The following is an 18,488-nucleotide window of genomic DNA, read 5'->3' as shown; positions in this document are numbered from 1 at the left end:
GTCCTTTATGGCGGATGATATCGATTCATCCATACTATTGACCATACTACTGCATATTTATTTCTTCGGAACCTTTTGGCACAAGAACTGTTCTTGGTTTGCTGCCCTCATATGGTCCAACCACACCGCGGGCTTCCATTTCATCGATTAATCTTGCTGCTCTCGTATAACCGATGCGGAACCTTCTTTGTAACATACTAACGGAAGCTGTTTGCATTTCGACAATTAATTCAACTGCTTCATGATACAGTTCGTCTTCTACAGCTCCAGTAACTTCCACAATTTCATCTGGAATCATTTCCTCTTGGTATTGTGCTTTTTGCTGGCCAATAACAAAATCAACCACTTCCTCTACCTCTTCATCGGACAAGAACGCCCCTTGTACTCGCACAGGTTTGCTTGCCCCATAAGGGAAGAATAGCATATCTCCTCTTCCTAATAGCTTTTCTGCTCCTCCCATATCTAATATGGTACGAGAATCAGTCTGAGAGGAAACTGCGAACGCAATTCGCGATGGAATATTTGCTTTAATGACTCCTGTAATAACATCAACAGAAGGTCGCTGAGTGGCAATAATTAGATGAATTCCGGCTGCACGGGCCATTTGTGCAAGTCGTGTAATGGCATCCTCTACATCAGATGATGCCACCATCATTAAGTCAGCAAGCTCGTCTACAATCACCACGATAAATGGCAGTAATGGCTGCTTCTCTTGTTCCTCTGCATTTATTCGTTTAATATACTCATTATACCCTTCTATATTTCTTGTCCCTGTATGGGAGAATAAATCGTATCTTCTCTCCATTTCACTAACAACCTTCATTAATGCCTGTGATGCTTTTTTCGGATTTGTGACAACTGGAGCAAGCAGATGAGGAACACCATTATATACATTTAATTCAACCATTTTTGGATCAATCATCATTAGCTTTACTTCATGAGGCTTAGCTCTCATTAATATACTTGTAATAATCCCGTTAATACAGACAGATTTTCCGCTACCTGTTGCTCCGGCAACAAGTAAATGGGGCATTTTATTTAATTCTGCGCACACTGCTTCCCCTGTAATATCTCGTCCAAACGCAATCATCAGCTTCGAATCTGGCTTATCATTTTTACTTGATTCCAATACTTCTCTAAGTGACACAACAGCGACTTCTGAGTTTGGAACTTCAATCCCGATTGCTGATTTCCCAGGAATAGGAGCTTCAATGCGAATATCCTTTGCTGCAAGAGCTAAAGCTAAATCGTCGCTTAAATTAACAATTTTACTTACTTTGACTCCTTCACTTGGATGAACTTCATACTTCGTTACCGCAGGTCCTAAATGAACCTCTGTTACTCTAGCTTTTACGCCAAAGCTATGAAAAGTTCGTTCTAGTTTAGCAGCGTTTGCGTGAATTTGCTCATATTCCCCACTCTGATCTGCCTTTCTCGGTAACTTTAATAGCTTTAAAGGTGGGAGTTCATAATCCTTATTTTCTACTTCTGTAAAAGTTATTGGCACGACATCACCTAAATCGGTTTGTTCCTCTGGCGAATCTGCCATCAAGTCTTCCTGAATGGCTTCCTCCTGATAGGCTCTTTCGGCAAAGGTGTTGATAATTGGCTCTTGTATGTATGGCTCGTCCTCTTGAGGCGGAGTGTTCACAATAATAGAAGCATTCGTATTTTCCTCAGACTGCTGATTTTCGCGTCTTGCTTGTTTTTCGGCCTTCCGCTTTTCTTTATTTTTTTGGATCGATTCTTTCCAATCTTTCATATCTTGCTTAAACGCTTCCCATTGATCTTGGAAAAAACTCCAGATACTTGATATAACTTTTTTAAAAGCACCACTTAACGTTTTACCAGTAAGCAAGATAAAGCCTATTATAATCACGATAAAGCTGATAATCTGTGTACCTACCGTATCGAATAAATAATGGAATAATGCAAATAAAACGGCACCAATCATGCCACCGCCTAAATCAACATTAGTAGCCTCTTTCTTGACTTCCATCCAAAATAATTCCCATGTATTTAATATAACACTAGGGTTTTGAAAAGCACCTTGACTTGCTAGCAACTTAAATAGTGTTACATGGCTAAGTAATAAAATAGCACTAACAATTAAATAAATTCCATTCAATTTCGTATGAAACATATAAGGCTTTTCTCTTTTCCACATTAAATAACCACTGTATACGATAAGGCCTATTAGGCAAAGCATATACCACTCTCCGAAAAAGAACCGGAAAAAAGAAACCATTGTTTTCCCAACCGCACCGAGTTGTAAAATAGAGATAAAACTCAATGCCATAAGGAGCAAAGCTACAAGTTCATATTGTATCGTTAATTTAAGATGTTGTTTTTTTCTTGTTTTTCTTTTTTTCCTTTTTGCCATTTGATCACCTAATATTTAAAAATTATCTTTCTCTTTTGTAGTAAAGAAGCAGCCTTAGGCTGCTTCTTTATTGTTCCTATATTATAACATAGTTTATAAAGGGAAACTTCTATCCGAAGGTTTTTTTATCCTTTGCTGTTTTTATAGAAAAAGGTATGCTTTTTGGTTTGGCTGATTTGTTGTGTGCTTTGGCTGATATTTCGCTCGTTTGGCTGATTTGCTGTCTACTTTGGCTGATTCTCCGCTCAGTTTGGCTGATATCCTGCCTACTTTGGCTCCTTTGGCTGATTCTCCACTCAATTTGGCTGATATCCTGCCTACTTTGGCTGATTCTCCGCTCAGTTTGGCTGATATCCTGCCTACTTTGGCTGATTCTCCGCTCAGTTTGGCTGATATCCTGCCTACTTTGGCTGATTCTCCACTCAGTTTGGCTGATATCCTGCCTACTTTGGCTGATTCTCCGCTCAATTTGGCTGATATCCTGCCTACTTTGGCTGATTTGCCGCCAACTCTAACTTAAAAATCATAATACTAGACAAGTTTTTTCCCTTATCATTCCCTTTTATCAACTTTTTTAGTAAAAAGCAATTAAAGGGTTGGAATTTTTGCTCCTGGCTGCATATCTGTCTGGAGAAAATGATTGGGATCGGTGCTAAGTATTCTTATGACTTCATATTCATTTGACTCATTTCTCGCAACTAATAAAGGAATGCCATTATAATGAATAACTTGGTGTTTTTCATAGATGTCTTGGCTCATTGGAAAAATCAATTCTTCTGGCATCATTGTATACATAATCATTGGATAATCCCTTCATTCTGTTCTTTATTGACATCAATCAACTCGTTGAGCTTTTTCATCGCATCCCCGACTCCGCCAACAGAGTCAATAAGTCCAGAAGTAACGGCATCATTTCCAATTACATTCGTTCCAATATCTCTCGTTAAATTTCCTTTTGCAAACATCAGATCTTTAAAATTTTCTTCTGTAATTTTAGAATGCTTGGTCACAAAATTAACAACTCGCTCTTGCATTTTATCTAAGTATTCAAAGGTCTGCGGTACTCCAATAACCAGACCTGTTAAACGAATAGGATGGATTGTCATTGTTGCTGTTTCTGCAATATAGGAATAATCACAGGAAACAGCAATTGGAACACCAATTGAGTGTCCACCTCCTAAAACAAGGGAAACAGTTGGTTTAGACAGAGAAGCAAGCATTTCAGAAATAGCTAATCCTGCTTCTACATCCCCTCCTACTGTATTCAAAATGACAAGCACCCCTTCAATCTTAGGATTTTGTTCAATTGCTACAATTTGTGGAATCAGATGCTCATATTTCGTTGTTTTATTTTGAGGCGGTAATTGTAAATGGCCTTCGATTTGACCAACAATGGTTAAACAATGTATTTTTGAATCTTGAGAGAGCTGAGGTACATTAGTTTGTCCCAGCTGTTGAATTTTTTCCATTAAGCTTGATGGTTTATCCTCATTCGGCTTTTCATCTGGCTGATTATTATTGTTAACTGAAACCATATAGTTCTCCCTTCCTAAAACCATAATAATCTTAGTATGAAGCGAGATACACTATTTCATGCGGCGAAATTGAAAAGTCAATAAGTCACTTTTACATCCAGAATAAATTGAAAACATTTCGGAAAATTTCTTGCCAATCATGCTTTCACGCTAAGCCACAGAGCCTGCGGTTCATCTAAATCCCAAGGAATCTTCTCCTTTTTCAATTCCAACGCTCCAGAAGTTTTTCCCAAACAAACGAAAAGCCCCCTTATCTTAAGGAGGCTCTCACTTTTATCTTCTAACTGGCTTAACTTCCATTATAATTGGCAAGATCATTGGTCTACGTCTTGTTTTTTCATATAAGAACTGGTTTAGCGTATCTCTAATATCTTGCTTAATTCCAGTCCAATCAAAGCTGTCCTTACTAATACTTTTCTCTACAATATCTCTTACACGGTCAGCTGCTTCTTCTAGCAATTTCTCGGACTCGCGAACATATACAAAACCTCTTGTAATGATTTCGGGACCAGCAGAAATCTTTCTTTCCGCTTTATTTAATGTTACGACAACTGTTAAAATTCCGTCTTGTGATAATAACTTCCGGTCTCTTAAAACAATATTTCCAACGTCACCAACACCGCTGCCATCAATTAATACATTCCCAGCTGGAATTTTTCCGCCTACACGGAGGGTATCTTCTTTAAATTCAAGCACCTCTCCTTGTTCTGGAAGGTAGATATTTTGCGGTGGTACGCCACATTCAATCGCAATTTTTTCATGTGCCTTTAACACGCGATACTCGCCATGGATCGGCAAAAAGAATTTAGGCTTCATCATATTAATCATAAATTTTAATTCTTCTTGACTGCCATGATTGGAGCTGTTAAAGGTTTTATAGCCTGCTAGAAGTGTTGCACCTGCTCTGTATAATTTATCAATTGTTTTTCCAACAAATACTTCACTGCCTAGGAAAGAAGATGCTGCGAATAAAACGGTATCTCCTTCCATGATGCTTACTTGCTTATGATTTTTTTTGACCATTTTTTGCAGTGCTTCAATTGGTTCGCCTTTTGTACCAGTAGTAATAATTACCATTTGATCTTGTGTATATCCTTGAAGCTCGTTATAGGTAACGATCGTTTCTTCATCAACATCTAAATAATTGTGTTTTAACGCAATTTGCAACACTCTTTGTAAATTCTTGCCGATAATCGCGACTTTTCGATTTGTTTTTTCAGCTGCATCAATAATATGTTGAATTCTATTTAAGTCAGTTGCAAAACATGCTGCAATAATCCGACCCTTTGTGTGTAAAAACGCCTCAATTAAGCTTTGAGTTACAACAAAATCTGTTGTAGAATAACCTGGTTTATCTGCATTCGTACTGTCAGATAATAACGCTAATACTCCCTCTTCCCCGATTTTTGCCATCTCGCCATAATCTGGCTTGTAAAGATCACTGGCTGTTTGATCGAATTTGAAGTCGCCAGTATGTACGATTGCACCTTCTGATGTATGAATAACAATCCCAATGCTATCAGGGATACTATGATTTGTTTTAAAGAAGGACACTTTTGAGGAAGCAAATGTTAGAACGGATTTCGATGTCACAATTTCGAATTGTGCTTGTCCTTTGAAATCTTGCTCTTTCATCTTTTCCTTTGTTAGTTCAGCTGTTAATAAAGTCGTATAAACCGGTACATCTAAGTCTCTTAAAATATAAGATAAACCTCCGATATGATCTTCATGTGCATGTGTTAAGAAAATTCCTTTTACTTTTTCTTTATTTTGCTTTAAATACGCGATATCTGGAATAACAATATCGATCCCGAGCATTTCATTTTGCGGGTACATTAAACCAGCATCAATTACAAATATATCTTCGTCTACTTCGACTACAAACATATTTTTACCGTTCTCGCCCACTCCGCCGAGTGCGACAAGCTTTATTTTGTCATTTTTCATCAATTTTTGTTTCCTCCTATGTTGAGTTAAGCCGACCATTGATCAGTTATGATTATTATACTTGATGTTTAAAAATGTTTACAACCAATTTTATGAAATCTTCCTTTTTCAGATCCATTTCATAACGATATCAGGAGGTATTTTTCTTTAGTTTGCCTAGCTTTTCAACCCTTTTTTCCTATAATAAAAATTTTTACCGTTTATTCGATTTAAACTTAAATATAGAGATAGCTATTACAGCAAAAAAGCAAATTAAACATGCTAGTATACTAATTCGATTTGCCTCATCAAATAAGAAACTAATGCTGATGATCCCTAAGCAGGTTACAGTAAATATCGGAATATATGGATACCCCCATATTTTAAAACTTGGCTGAAGAGGATATTGTTTTCTAAGCTTTAGCTGTGCTAGACAAATCATAATCCATACAACCGATACGACAAATCCAGGGAATGCCATAAGTAAAGAAAAGACTTGATCTTGTTTAAATAAAGCAATCATTGATCCGGCAATTAAGATTATACCTGTAACCATTAAACTATAAATCGGCACTCCATTGTGGTTTACTCTACTAAAGGCTTTTGGTCCTTCACCCTCCGTTGAAAGTGAGTACATCATTCTGGTACATCCATATATACCCGAATTTGCAGCAGATAACACAGCAATAATTAAGACAAAATTCATAATGTGTGCCGCTCCAGATAATCCAGAAATCGAAAGTACTTGGACAAAAGGACTGGATTCTTCTGTTAACTCATTCCAGGGAATTAGTCCACAAATAATTAAAATAGGCAATGTATAAAATAAAACAATACGAAATATAAAGCTTTTAATAACTTTTGGCAATACTTTTTCTGCATTCTTCGTTTCCGTTACCGATACACCAATGAGCTCGGAGCCACCATAGGAAAACATAACAATTAATAAGGCAGAAAAGACAGATGTCCATCCATTTGGGAAAAAGCCGCCATGCTCTGTGTAATTTTGTAGATAGTTTGTTTGCCCAGATGGAATAAGTTCAAATAAAACAGCGGCTCCTAATATAATAAATATAATAATCATGCCAATTTTAATACCAGCAAACCAAAATTCAAATTCTCCATAATTTTTCACATTCATTGTATTAACGACAATTAAACCTACTGCGCACAGAATACTTAATATCCATAATGGCACATCTGGTAGCCAAAACTGCAGAAAGCTTCCTGCTACAACTACTTCAATCACACATACCGCAAGCCATAAAATGCAGTACATCCAGCCAATAACGAATGCTGTCTGGTTCCCAAAAGCCTTCCCAATAAAGCCCTTCATGTTTGTATTTGGATAAACAATAGCCATTTCCGCAATACTGCCCATCACTACTAGTAATAAAAGTCCTGCAAATATGTATGTAAAAATAACACCTGGACCTGCAATGGAAACTGTTTCTCCACTACCTTTAAATATCCCTGTCCCAATAGCTCCTCCCATGGCCATTAAACTTATATGTCTTGGCAATAAGTTTTTTTGCAGCTGATTTTTCGCCATGACTTCTCCTCCTTACATTTAACCTTATCAAAATGTTCTTGCGTCTTACTAACCATTGTCCAAACCACAATTTTTCGATTGAGAAACTGGGAAGACAGTTTGCATTTTTCAAATGTGAACTTCCACCAAACAAAAAATTCGCAAGACGATATAGCTAAACACTCATCTACCTTCAAAAACTTCTAGTTTCTTATATGTTGAAACTTATGTTTGCCCTATTTAAAAATATGATGATGTATCCAATCATAATCAAAAACTAGTTTAGAAACAAGTTTTTCTTAGTAAAGATGTGAGATAAAAAAGACAGAAGAGCTAGTTATCTCAGGACGAATAAACCATTTTTGCTTTGGTTTATCCGTCGTAATAAGAGATAGCTAAACTCTTCTGACACGTAAACATTTATTAAAACTAGCAAAAAAGAATCAAATAAACTGTTATCATTAGTCCTTGTGGATATACGATATCCTTCTAATTCCTTAAATAAATTTCGCTAACTCGATTCGTTCTTCCTCTGTTAATGGCACTAAAGGTAAACGAACAGAACCTACGTCAAATCCTCTTAATTGTAATGCTGTTTTTACTGGAACAGGGTTTGGAGCTTTAAATAGAATTAACATAAGAGGAAGTAATTGTTGATGCATTTTAGATGCTTCCTCAACCTTTCCATCTAAGAAAGAAGTCACCATTTCTTTCATTTCTTTACCAATAATATGCGAAGCTACAGAAATCACTCCTGTTGCTCCTACAGATAAAAGTGGTAAAGTTAAGCTGTCATCACCACTGTATACATAAAAATCAGCTGGTGTTGATGCAATAATTTTCGTGATATTATTTAAATTTCCACTAGCCTCTTTTACAGCTACAATATTATCAATTTCTGACAAACGAATAATAGTTTCTGGTTCAATATTAACAACAGAACGACCTGGAATATTATATATCATAACGGGTAGTTTTGTAGATTCTGCAACTGCTTTAATATGTTGATATAACCCCTCTTGGTTCGGCTTGTTATAGTATGGTCCAACTACCATAACAGCGTCCACACCTGCAAGTTCTGCTTGTTTCGTTAATTCGATGGACTCATATGTGTTATAACTACCTGTTCCTGCAATGATTGGAACTCTCTTTTCCACTACCTTTACCACATGTTTAAATAAAGCAATCTTCTCTTGTTTGGATAATGTGGGCGATTCTCCAGTAGTACCAGCTACTACTAAAGAATCTGTTCCGTTTTCAAGTAAATGATTAATTAACTGTGTTGTTTTTGGAAAATCTATATGTCCCTTGGCATCAAATGGTGTAATCATGGCCGTTGACACCCTACCAAATAAACCCATCGTTCCACTCCTATTCTCATTTCGATCTCGTTGTATCTATTTTTTTATTCTATTTCTTTTTCTAACTCAAACGCATCGTGTAATACATTAACTGCACTTACTAAATCATCCTGTTTCACCAGCACCCAGATAGTTGCATGGCTATCAGCTGATTGGAGGATACGAATTCCTTTATTTGAGAGTGCAGTAACAATTTTAAATGTCACCCCAGGTACACCGGCCATTCCAGCACCAACCACGGATACTTTTGCACATTCTTTTTCGATAACTGGTTCATATCCCATATTTTCAAGAACGGCAATTGCTTTGTTTGTCATCTCATTTGTTACAGTATATACGACACTGTTAGGTGAAATATTGATAAAGTCTACACTGATTTCTTCATTTGCCATCGCTTTAAAGACTTGCGATTGTAAGTCGTACTGATCTTTTTTTGCAAAAACTTTAATTTGAGTTACGTTTGCTACATGAGCAATTCCTGTTACAGGTCTTTCTTTTATGTCACTGCCTCGACTTTCCGCATTACTCGAGGTGACAAGTGTACCAGTCCCCTTAGAATACGTTGAGCGTATTCTAATCGGTACTTTTGCTTGCATTGCTATTTCCACTGCTCGTGGATGAATAACTTTTGCTCCTTGATAAGCCATATTGCAAACTTCTGAATAGGTAACAACAGATAGCGGACGAGCATTTTCTGCAATTCTTGGATCTGCCGTCATAATACCTTCTACATCAGTAAAAATGTCAATATATTCTGCTTGAAGTGCCGATCCTAAAGCAGCCGCAGACGTATCACTTCCGCCTCTTCCTAAAGTCGTTGTATCTCCATTTGGCGCTGCCCCTTGGAAACCAGCTACAACAACAACATCGTGATTTTTTAATTCCTCAAGAACACGACTGCAATCCATTTCCATAATTCTGGCATTGGTAAAATCATTATTTGTCTTAAATCCAGCTTGAGCACCTGTTAATGCAGTTGCTGAAATTTGATTTTCTAGTAATAGTTGTGTAAACACAACACTAGAAATAATTTCGCCACATGACATTAATAAGTCGTTTTCTCTTCTGCTGATACTTGATTCTGATCCGCCGACTAAAGACAACAATGTATCTGTTGCATAAGGTTCTCCTTTTCGTCCCATCGCAGAAACAATTACTACTACTTTATATCCTTCATTTAATGCATCTTTAATATGATCTTTTGCTTGAATTCGGCTTTTTTCATCTCTAACAGATGTTCCGCCAAATTTTTGAACCATGATTTTCACAATAAACACCTCTGAACACTTTCTTAAAAGAGTGTAATATAAGGGTGCCTTTTCTAAAACAAATTTGGGGAATCTAGTTCTAAAAAGATTACCCCTTTCATTATTTTACTAGGAGGATCCCTTGTTGTTTTAACTTTGATGATTTTTTCCAACCAAAATGAGCACACTTATTTAAATGATTCCCTAAATAGGATTCTATTTAAGGAATCATTTCATAATAAGAAAGACAAGATTTTGGCACCATTATTTAGGCTTGTGTCCAAACTTGTACTTCCTGTATGTAGAATAAAATAGAAATCTACTTACAGGTAATTTTCCTGCATACTAAACCTCTACAGTCTTGCCTTTCTTCACTAGTCCATTAAACTAGCCCTAATTTAATTAGACTTTCAGCAATTTGTACAGAGTTCCATGCTGCACCTTTTAATAGATTATCGGAAACGACCCACATATGGAAACCGTTTTTCACATCTAAATCTTGGCGAATACGGCCGACAAATACATCATTGCTTCCTACGCAATCTGCAGGCATTGGGTAAACTTGATTACTTGGATCGTCTTGAAGCACAATGCCAGGAGCATCAGCTAACAAGGATTTAATTTCTTCCACTGATACTTGATCGTTATCTAATTCAAAATAAACAGATTCAGAATGACCGGTTGCTACTGGAATGCGGACACAAGTCGCTGCAACCTTTAAGTCATCTGCATGCATTATTTTCTTTGTTTCATTGATCATTTTCATTTCTTCGTAAGTGAATCCATTATCAGTAAATACATCAATTTGCGGGACTGCATTGAATGCGATTTGGTAATGCTTTTTATCACTCTTTACTGGTAGAATCTTCGGCTCAAATGCTTCTTTATTAAGAATTGCTTGTGTCTGACTGTTCAACTCTTCTACAGCTGCAGCACCCGATCCAGATACAGCTTGATAAGTGGATACTAATACTTTCGAAAGACCAAATTTCTCCTTTAATGGCTGTAAAGCAACCACCATTTGAATAGTGGAACAGTTTGGATTTGCAATAATTCCATTGTGCTCACGAAGATCTTCTTCGTTTACTTCCGGAACTACTAATGGCACGTCTTTGTCCATACGGAATGCGCTTGTATTATCAACAACAATTGCTCCATGTCTTACTGCATGTGGTGCAAGTTCTTTCGATACACCTCCGCCAGCGCTGAATAATGCGATATCAATTCCTTTAAAGCTCTCCGGAGTTGCTTCTTGTACGACAATTTCTTTATCTTTATACTGAACCTTTGTTCCTGCTGAACGTTTAGAGGACAAAAGTGTTAAAGTCGAAATCGGAAAATCTCTGCTCTCTAATGTTTTAATCATTTGTTGACCAACAGCCCCTGTTGCTCCAACTACTGCTACGTTAAATCCTTTTAATTGCTCCATTTAAGGTTCTCCTTCCAAAGGCTTTCTCTTAATAATAATAGGTAAGCGTTACGCTCCGCCTTAAATAATATTATCTATTTTAACATATTCAAGCAGCAATAAAAGAAACTTTTATCAGATTCTTTCAAAAAACACCGAATGGCGCTATAAAGTTCCTTGTGGAAGTCGACAAGCGCCTTTTTACGGTGCGTTTTCTTATCAGTCTACCATTCTTTTTCAAAGAACGTGATTTATATGCCTTATTAAATAATCATGTGCTTTCCTGTTAATCTAAATATTTTTCCACTATTACTGGTTGAATCTGTTTATATTCTAATGCTGCTTCAATTGTTTCTGCAAGCATAGACATTCTTGCAACCATAGAATTCGGCTTTTTCTCAGGATCATCTTGACCGAATGGAATAAAGAAAATATTCTTTGTTGCCATTAAACGCATCAAATTAATCCCATTTAATCCTAAAGCATCATTAGTAGAGATTCCCAATACAACAGGCTTTTGGTTTCTTAATGTCGCTTTTGCTGCCATCAAAACTGCATTATCAGTCATCGCATTTGCGAATTTACTCATACTATTTCCTGTTAATGGGGCAATTACCATACAATCAAGAGGTGCTTTCGGTCCAAGCGGCTCTGCAGCTACAATACTATCGATTATTTTTTGTCCTGTTATTTCTTCTATTTTACTAACCCAATCTTTCCCCTTCCCAAAACGAGTATCCGTATTTTTTACATTTCCTGTTACAACTGGTACAACTTCCGCTCCCTGTACGACTAACTTTTCTACTTGTGGCACCACTTCCTCATACGTACAGTGAGAACCTGAAATGCCAAACCCTATTCTTTTTCCTTGTAAACTCATGATTCATATTCTCCTCTCATTGCCTGCTATTGTTCATCTAGTAATTGTGCTAAGACATCTGCCAATATATTTCCCGCTGTTTTCGGAGCTACAATCCCCGGTAAACTCGGCGCAAGCAATGCCTTAACTCCTCTTTTTTCTGCGTATTGAAAATCTGTTCCGCCTGGTTTAGATGCCAAATCAATTACCAATGTGTGCAATGGCATTTTTTCAATGACATCAGAAGTTACGACAAGATGGGGAATTGTATTTATACAAATATCAATATCATCGACTGCAATCTGTAAATCATCTAAATGTACTGGGATTAATCCCATTTCGATAATGCGAGCAATATGTTCACTTTGACTTGCTGCGACCTTTACTTTCGCTCCTAGGGCATGAAAAGTACGTGCAACACTCATGCCTACACGACCTAGCCCAAGCACAATAACATTTGAGCCATGAATCGTTGTGTCTGTATGTTGAATTGCCATCATTATTGTACCTTCGACAGTTGGAATAGAATTTAAAATTGCTACATCATCTCGGTTAAATAATTGAACTAATGATCGGTTCGTTTCTTTAATAAGCAAATTTAAATAATCATTCGTTATTCCTGAATATATGATGCAATGCTCAGGGGTTTTTTCTACTATTTTTTTCGTTAAAAAAACCTTCTCATTCGAAAAGATTGTATCAACTTGCCCATTTAGGTCTGTTCCTCGAACGGGTAAGATAATAGCATCTATTTTCGAAAAATCTACGTTATCGATTTTTTCTTTTGTAGCTCCAGTGAATGCATGGTCCAATTGCTCGAAGCCAATTAATGAAAGGATTGCTTGTTGTTCTGTTAATTTACGAACAATTTCAAGCTGCCTTGCATCACCGCCGATAATCGCGATTTCCATCCCTTTCAGCATGAATATTTCACCTTCTTTTTTTAAAGATCCTGTTTTTCATAGCTCGCTACTTCAACATCTTATGTGATTACCTATTATTAGGTGAGTTGTTTACTGCATTTCCTTAAAAAGATGGTTTCTTTCCTTATCTAGAATATAAATAACGATGCTCGGAACAAGTTTTGGTTGAAGTCTCCTCTTCGTGGACAGGGATTTTTCAGAAGTGAGTTATGGCAACTCCTTTATAAAGGGGAAAGCAAGAAAATATTTTTAGAAGTGCTCAAACAAAAAAAACTAGGATTCAGAAGGGAATTCTGTTTCCTAGCTCTTTATTATATATGTAGCTTTTTATTGAAGTGCTTTTGGTAATTGTCCGTCTGGGCTGATTAGAGAGACCGAGAATGTGTCAGTGAATATATCATTTGCCATTTGATCAACTTCTTCTTTGGTGACACGATCAATATCGGCAATGATATCATCTAAGGAGCGATGTTTACCTAATAACAGTTCATTTTTTCCATTTCTGCTCATACGGCTATTTGTGCTCTCTAAGCTTAGCATCAAGCTGCCTTTTAGCTGCTCTTTACTATTTAGAAGTTCCTTTTCGGTAATTCCTTCTTTTTTCAAGAGGGCAAGCGTATTTTGAATAGTATCAAATAATTCATCTAACTGCTTAGCTCCTGTACCACCATAGATTGTCACTATTCCACTGTCTTGGTATGCGGAGTGATAAGAGAATACCGAATAAGCTAAACCCTTTTCTTCGCGTACATCTTGGAATAATCGACTACTCATACTGCCACCAAGAATATTATTTAAAGATACAAGTGTATACATTTTATCATGTCCCACCTGTAACCCATTAAAACCTAAGCATAGATGTGCTTGCTCTGTTTCCTTTTTGCGTGAAAAATTATTGGCATGGAAAGAAGGCTTTACTAGTTCTATTTCGGATTTACCGGCTTCAAATGACCCAAAATATTTTTCTACTTCTGAAATAAATGCTTCGGTAATGTTTCCTGCGATCGAAATAACCGTATTCTCTGGTGTATAATGATTAAACATATACTCTCTTAGCGTATCTCCATTAAACGTAGCCAGTGTCTCTTCAGTTCCTAAAATCGGATAGCCAAGTGGATGTTTATCATAAATTGCCTGACTCAATAAATCATGAACAATATCATCAGGTGTATCATCATACATTTTAATCTCTTCACAGACAACATTTTTCTCTTTCTTTAATTCTTCCTCATCAAATGTCGAGTTAAAATACATATCTGCTAACACTTCTAACGCCATATCAGCATGTGTATCTAAAACCTTTGCGTAATAACAGGTATATTCTTTTGAAGTAAAGGCATTTACCTGGCCGCCAATACTATCAAATGATTCTGCAATTTCTCTCGCACTACGTGTTTTTGTTCCTTTAAAAAACATATGCTCTAAAAAGTGAGATACCCCATTGTTCTTTTCATCTTCTTTACGAGATCCTGTACCAATCCATACGCCAATAGCAACGGAACGTACTGTTGGAATGTTTTCCAATACAATTCTTACTCCATTTTGGCAAGTATATCTTTTGATCAATTATGTTCCTCCTGTTCTTCTACCAAGTTGCAAAAAGTAGCTGCGACTGCTAGTATATCTTATTCCTCTTATTTTTTCCAAAATATTGTTTTAATATAATGATAACATATATCCATTTTAAAAATGAATAGCGATTAGTTCCCTTTTAAAAGGAAGACTGGCTTCATTTGCCATGTCCTTTCTTATAGATGTTGTTTTTCTTCTATAAGAAGCAAGACTATAATAAAACGTTTTCTCTTTATAGAATACTATAAGATGAATCGAACTACTATTTTTTTGTTTTTATGCTTTCTCGTTCTTCACTAAGCATGTCACTAACTGAATCGATTTTATATCCTTTATTTTTGATTTCGATAATTAAATGTTCAAGGCTATTTGTAGTAACTTCTGTTGGATGCATAAGGATTAGAGCCCCATTATGGATCTTCCCTGTAACTCTTTTAAGCAATGTATCAGGACTTGGTTTTTGCCAATCAATCGTATCCACAGACCATATTACTGTTTTAAGCTTTTGTTGAGCGGCAATTTTCACTACTTCATTATTAAAATACCCACTTGGTGGCGCTAATAATGTGACTTGCTTACCAGTTGTCGCTTCGATGACATCATTTGTTTTTACGATTTCCTCATGAATTTTACTACTGCTAATTTTACTCATATCTGGATGGGTATAGGAATGATTTCCGAGTTCATGCCCTGCTTCTGCAATCATTTTAGCAAGATCTGGGTTTTTCTGAACCCATCTGCCTTCCAAGAAAAAACTCGCCTTGACATGATGCTTTTTTAAGGTTGATAGTATGTCAGGTAAAAATTCATTTCCCCATGCTACGTTTATAATAAAGCTTACCATTTCTTTTTCTGGATTCCCTTTATAAATAGGAGCAGGTGGCAAATCATTTAGTGTAATTTTTGGTTTCACTTGCTTAAAAACCAATCTTTGTTCATTGAATTTCTTTTCTTTTTTCATATTCTTGTAAGAAGCATCAATATCCACTGTCACCCCATTTAATCCAGGAATAGCTTTCCATACAGGATCAAGCTTGGCATCAATCGGCTTCTTTTCATAGTCTTTCGCTTTCTCGCTTATCGTCGTATATAAAGAGTTAGTTGCTGTCACTGAGACAGCGTTTTCTTGTAAAGTACTTACATATGTATCAGCCCAAGGATTATTAACTAAAAACCAAGAGATGGCTAGTATTCCTATAAGTGAAACTGTTTTCTTCATCACCTTTTCCCCCCAGTTACTACCATATGATAGGAAAGGACAAGGTAGAACGCTTAATGACGGACTTAACTTATCCTTTTCTCCTATTATTTTGTTCAAAACGTTCCTTTTCATTCCACAAAAAAATACCCGCTAAAAAACATAAGTAGTTTTTTAGCGGGTACCCTTGATTTCAATTTTATTAGTTTTTTGCATTCTCAGCTTGTTCTTTTTGTTCTTTCAAAACAGCTTTACGAGATAAATTTACTCTTCCTTGTTTATCAATTTCTGTTACTTTCACAAGGATTTCATCACCGATTGCTACTACATCTTCTACCTTGCCAATTCTTTCTTCAGCAAGCTCTGAAATATGAACAAGTCCATCTTTTCCGTTGAAAATTTCAACGAACGCACCGAATTTCTCGATTCGTTTTACTTTACCAAGATACATTTGTCCAACAACAACTTCACGAACGATATCTTCGATAATTTGTTTTGCTTTGTTATTCATTTCATCATCAACAGAAGAAATAAATACAGTACCATCTTGCTCGATATCAATTTTAACGCCAGTTTCTTCGATAATTTTATTGATTTGTTTACCACTTGGTCCAATAACATCGCGAATTTTGTCTGGGTTGATAGACATCATTAAAATTTTTGGCGCATAAGAAGATAGTGATTCTCTAGGTGTATTGATTGTTGCCAACATGGATTCAAGAATTTGCATACGGCCAATCTTAGCTTGCTGTAATGCTTCTTCTAAAATTTCACGTGATAATCCATCAATTTTTATATCCATTTGAAGTGCCGTTACCCCTTTAGAAGTACCAGCTACTTTAAAGTCCATATCTCCTAGATGATCTTCCATCCCTTGAATATCTGTTAAAATACTATAATGTTCACCAGATTTAATCAGCCCCATTGCAATACCAGCAACTGGTGCTTTAATTGGCACACCAGCATCCATCATAGCAAGGGTACTTGCACAAATACTAGCCTGTGAAGTGGAACCATTGGATTCTAATACTTCTGATACAAGGCGAATTGTATATGGGAAGTCTTTTTCAGAAGGAATAATTGGTTCTAATGCTCTTTCCCCTAGCGCACCATGACCGATTTCTCTTCGTCCAGGTCCACGCATTGGTCCAGTTTCACCAACACTGAAATTAGGGAAATTATAGTGATGCATAAATCGTTTTTCTTCTTCTACCCCAAGGCCATCCAATATTTGCACATCTCCTAAAGCACCTAATGTACAAATACTTAATGCTTGAGTTTGTCCACGAGTAAATAATCCTGACCCGTGTGTTCTCGGTAATAAATGCACTTCAGAAGACAGTGGGCGAATTTCTTCTAAGCCACGTCCATCTGGACGAACTTTATCTTCAGTGATGAGACGACGTACTTCATTTTTCACTAATTTATCTAAAATAGCTTTCACTTGTTTTAAATCTTCTTCTTCTGCTTCTTCTGCTTCATATTTTGCAATGACAGAATCTTTTACTTCTTTAATAGCTGCTTCGCGAGCATGCTTTTCTTGTACACGAATAGCATCTAGCATTTCGCTTTCACATAATGCACGCACATCTGCTTCGATGTCTTTATTCAATTCGTATAGTACAACTTCCATTTTTTCTTTGCCAATCTCTGCTGCAATTTTTTCTTGGAATGCAATTAGGCGTTTAATCTCATCATGTCCAAACATAATTGCTTCAAGCATTACTTCTTCTGGTACTTCATCGGCACCAGCTTCAACCATGTTGATTGCATCTTTTGTACCTGCCACAGCAAGGTTAATATCACTTTTTTCTGCTTGTTCAACCGTTGGATTGATGACAAATTTTCCATCGATTCTTCCAACATAAACACCAGCAATTGGTCCTCCAAATGGAATATCAGAAACAGATAATGCTAATGAAGATCCAAACATAGCGGCCATTTCTGACGTACAATCTTGATCCACGCTCATTACTAAGCTGACAACTTGTACTTCATTACGGAAGCCATCTGCAAATAATGGGCGAATTGGTCGATCAATTAAGCGGCTTGCAAGTATTGCTCTTTCACTTGGGCGTCCTTCTCTTTTGATGAAACCGCCAGGAATTTTCCCAACCGCATATAGACGCTCTTCATAATTTACTGTTAATGGAAAGAAGTCTAAGTTCTTTGGTTCTTTTGAAGCAGTTGCTGTGCTTAATACAGCTGTATCCCCGTATCGTACAAGTACTGCACCATTTGCCTGTTTTGCTAATTGTCCAATTTCAACTGTAAGCTTTCTTCCAGCCCAGTCAATGGAATAGACATGCTTATCTTGTCCCATTCATAAACCCCTCTCTACTCATTCACTTCATGGAAGTTTCCGGTTAAGAACTACCTAAAACCTGCGTTATTTTATAAAATAAAGAATACTATCCTTAAATTTCTCTTCTACTAGTATACACATTTTATGTAACTAAAAAACGAAATTAATTTATGTAATCTATACTAATCATATGTTAGATTCGCATTTATTTACAATAAAAAAGCGGGAAAAATATCCCGC

14 protein-coding genes are annotated in these 18,488 nt (G+C 36.5%); all 14 read right to left on the bottom strand.

Translation table 11 applies throughout. The annotated features are described in order from the left end of the window. Nucleotides 1–46: 46 nt before the first annotated feature. Complete coding sequence (locus C2I06_RS03800; protein ID WP_123257476.1) at nt 47–2,383, bottom strand: DNA translocase FtsK; 2,337 nt, start codon at nt 2,381–2,383, stop codon at nt 47–49. A 141-nt stretch (nt 2,384–2,524) separates the two neighbouring features. Next, entirely contained in the window at nt 2,525–2,851 is a 327-nt protein-coding gene (locus C2I06_RS03795; protein WP_123257475.1) for a hypothetical protein, read from the bottom strand. Nucleotides 2,852–2,971: 120 nt separating this feature from the next. Next, entirely contained in the window at nt 2,972–3,184 is a 213-nt protein-coding gene (locus C2I06_RS03790; RefSeq protein WP_095329231.1) for a YlzJ-like family protein, read from the bottom strand. Next, entirely contained in the window at nt 3,181–3,918 is a 738-nt protein-coding gene (locus tag C2I06_RS03785) for a ClpP family protease (RefSeq protein WP_047940052.1), read from the bottom strand. Before C2I06_RS03785 ends, C2I06_RS03790 begins: the two co-directional genes overlap by 4 nt. Before the next feature lie 273 nt (nt 3,919–4,191). Further along, nucleotides 4,192–5,865 (bottom strand): ribonuclease J, encoded by a 1,674-nt coding sequence (locus C2I06_RS03780; RefSeq protein ID WP_123259103.1) that lies wholly within the window; start codon nt 5,863–5,865, stop codon nt 4,192–4,194. A 193-nt stretch (nt 5,866–6,058) separates the two neighbouring features. Continuing rightward, entirely contained in the window at nt 6,059–7,396 is a 1,338-nt protein-coding gene (locus C2I06_RS03775; protein ID WP_123257474.1) for an amino acid permease, read from the bottom strand. Between the two features lie 476 nt (nt 7,397–7,872). After that, nucleotides 7,873–8,736: a 4-hydroxy-tetrahydrodipicolinate synthase gene (dapA, locus tag C2I06_RS03770; RefSeq protein ID WP_095329229.1), complete on the bottom strand. Its 864-nt coding sequence runs from the start codon at nt 8,734–8,736 to the stop codon at nt 7,873–7,875. 44 nt (nt 8,737–8,780) lie between these two features. Further along, nucleotides 8,781–10,004: an aspartate kinase gene (gene dapG / locus C2I06_RS03765; RefSeq protein WP_047940049.1), complete on the bottom strand. Its 1,224-nt coding sequence runs from the start codon at nt 10,002–10,004 to the stop codon at nt 8,781–8,783. A gap of 361 nt (nt 10,005–10,365) precedes the next feature. Continuing rightward, nucleotides 10,366–11,412, bottom strand: coding sequence for an aspartate-semialdehyde dehydrogenase (gene asd, locus C2I06_RS03760; RefSeq protein WP_095329228.1), 1,047 nt, complete (start codon nt 11,410–11,412; stop codon nt 10,366–10,368). Nucleotides 11,413–11,677: 265 nt separating this feature from the next. Further along, on the bottom strand, nt 11,678–12,271 hold the full coding sequence (locus C2I06_RS03755) for a dipicolinate synthase subunit B (RefSeq protein WP_123257473.1): 594 nt from the start codon (nt 12,269–12,271) through the stop codon (nt 11,678–11,680). A gap of 26 nt (nt 12,272–12,297) precedes the next feature. Then, nucleotides 12,298–13,173 (bottom strand): dipicolinic acid synthetase subunit A, encoded by an 876-nt coding sequence (gene dpaA / locus C2I06_RS03750; protein ID WP_123257472.1) that lies wholly within the window; start codon nt 13,171–13,173, stop codon nt 12,298–12,300. Between the two features lie 327 nt (nt 13,174–13,500). After that, nucleotides 13,501–14,739 (bottom strand): M16 family metallopeptidase, encoded by a 1,239-nt coding sequence (locus C2I06_RS03745; RefSeq protein WP_123257471.1) that lies wholly within the window; start codon nt 14,737–14,739, stop codon nt 13,501–13,503. A 268-nt stretch (nt 14,740–15,007) separates the two neighbouring features. After that, on the bottom strand, nt 15,008–15,964 hold the full coding sequence (locus tag C2I06_RS03740) for a polysaccharide deacetylase family protein (RefSeq protein ID WP_123257470.1): 957 nt from the start codon (nt 15,962–15,964) through the stop codon (nt 15,008–15,010). Nucleotides 15,965–16,145: 181 nt separating this feature from the next. Then, nucleotides 16,146–18,266, bottom strand: coding sequence for a polyribonucleotide nucleotidyltransferase (gene pnp / locus C2I06_RS03735; RefSeq protein ID WP_095329224.1), 2,121 nt, complete (start codon nt 18,264–18,266; stop codon nt 16,146–16,148). Nucleotides 18,267–18,488 lie beyond the last annotated feature (222 nt).

Source organism: Niallia circulans, from assembly GCF_003726095.1.
Lineage (GTDB): Bacteria > Bacillota > Bacilli > Bacillales > Cytobacillaceae > Niallia > Niallia circulans_A.
This window is presented reverse-complemented; position numbering and strand designations above follow the sequence as displayed.

What these genes read in the sequence shown, in the direction of transcription:
- pnp (WP_095329224.1), bottom strand. Translation starts at nt 18,266, where the DNA reads ATGGGACAAGATAAGCATGTCTATTCCATTGACTGGGCTGGAAGAAAG.
- C2I06_RS03755 (WP_123257473.1), bottom strand. Translation starts at nt 12,271, where the DNA reads ATGAGTTTACAAGGAAAAAGAATAGGGTTTGGCATTTCAGGTTCTCAC.
- C2I06_RS03785 (WP_047940052.1), bottom strand. Translation starts at nt 3,918, where the DNA reads ATGGTTTCAGTTAACAATAATAATCAGCCAGATGAAAAGCCGAATGAG.
- dapA (WP_095329229.1), bottom strand. Translation starts at nt 8,736, where the DNA reads ATGGGTTTATTTGGTAGGGTGTCAACGGCCATGATTACACCATTTGAT.
- C2I06_RS03740 (WP_123257470.1), bottom strand. Translation starts at nt 15,964, where the DNA reads ATGAAGAAAACAGTTTCACTTATAGGAATACTAGCCATCTCTTGGTTT.
- asd (WP_095329228.1), bottom strand. Translation starts at nt 11,412, where the DNA reads ATGGAGCAATTAAAAGGATTTAACGTAGCAGTAGTTGGAGCAACAGGG.
- C2I06_RS03780 (WP_123259103.1), bottom strand. Translation starts at nt 5,865, where the DNA reads ATGAAAAATGACAAAATAAAGCTTGTCGCACTCGGCGGAGTGGGCGAG.
- C2I06_RS03800 (WP_123257476.1), bottom strand. Translation starts at nt 2,383, where the DNA reads ATGGCAAAAAGGAAAAAAAGAAAAACAAGAAAAAAACAACATCTTAAA.
- dpaA (WP_123257472.1), bottom strand. Translation starts at nt 13,173, where the DNA reads ATGCTGAAAGGGATGGAAATCGCGATTATCGGCGGTGATGCAAGGCAG.
- C2I06_RS03775 (WP_123257474.1), bottom strand. Translation starts at nt 7,396, where the DNA reads ATGGCGAAAAATCAGCTGCAAAAAAACTTATTGCCAAGACATATAAGT.
- C2I06_RS03790 (WP_095329231.1), bottom strand. Translation starts at nt 3,184, where the DNA reads ATGATTATGTATACAATGATGCCAGAAGAATTGATTTTTCCAATGAGC.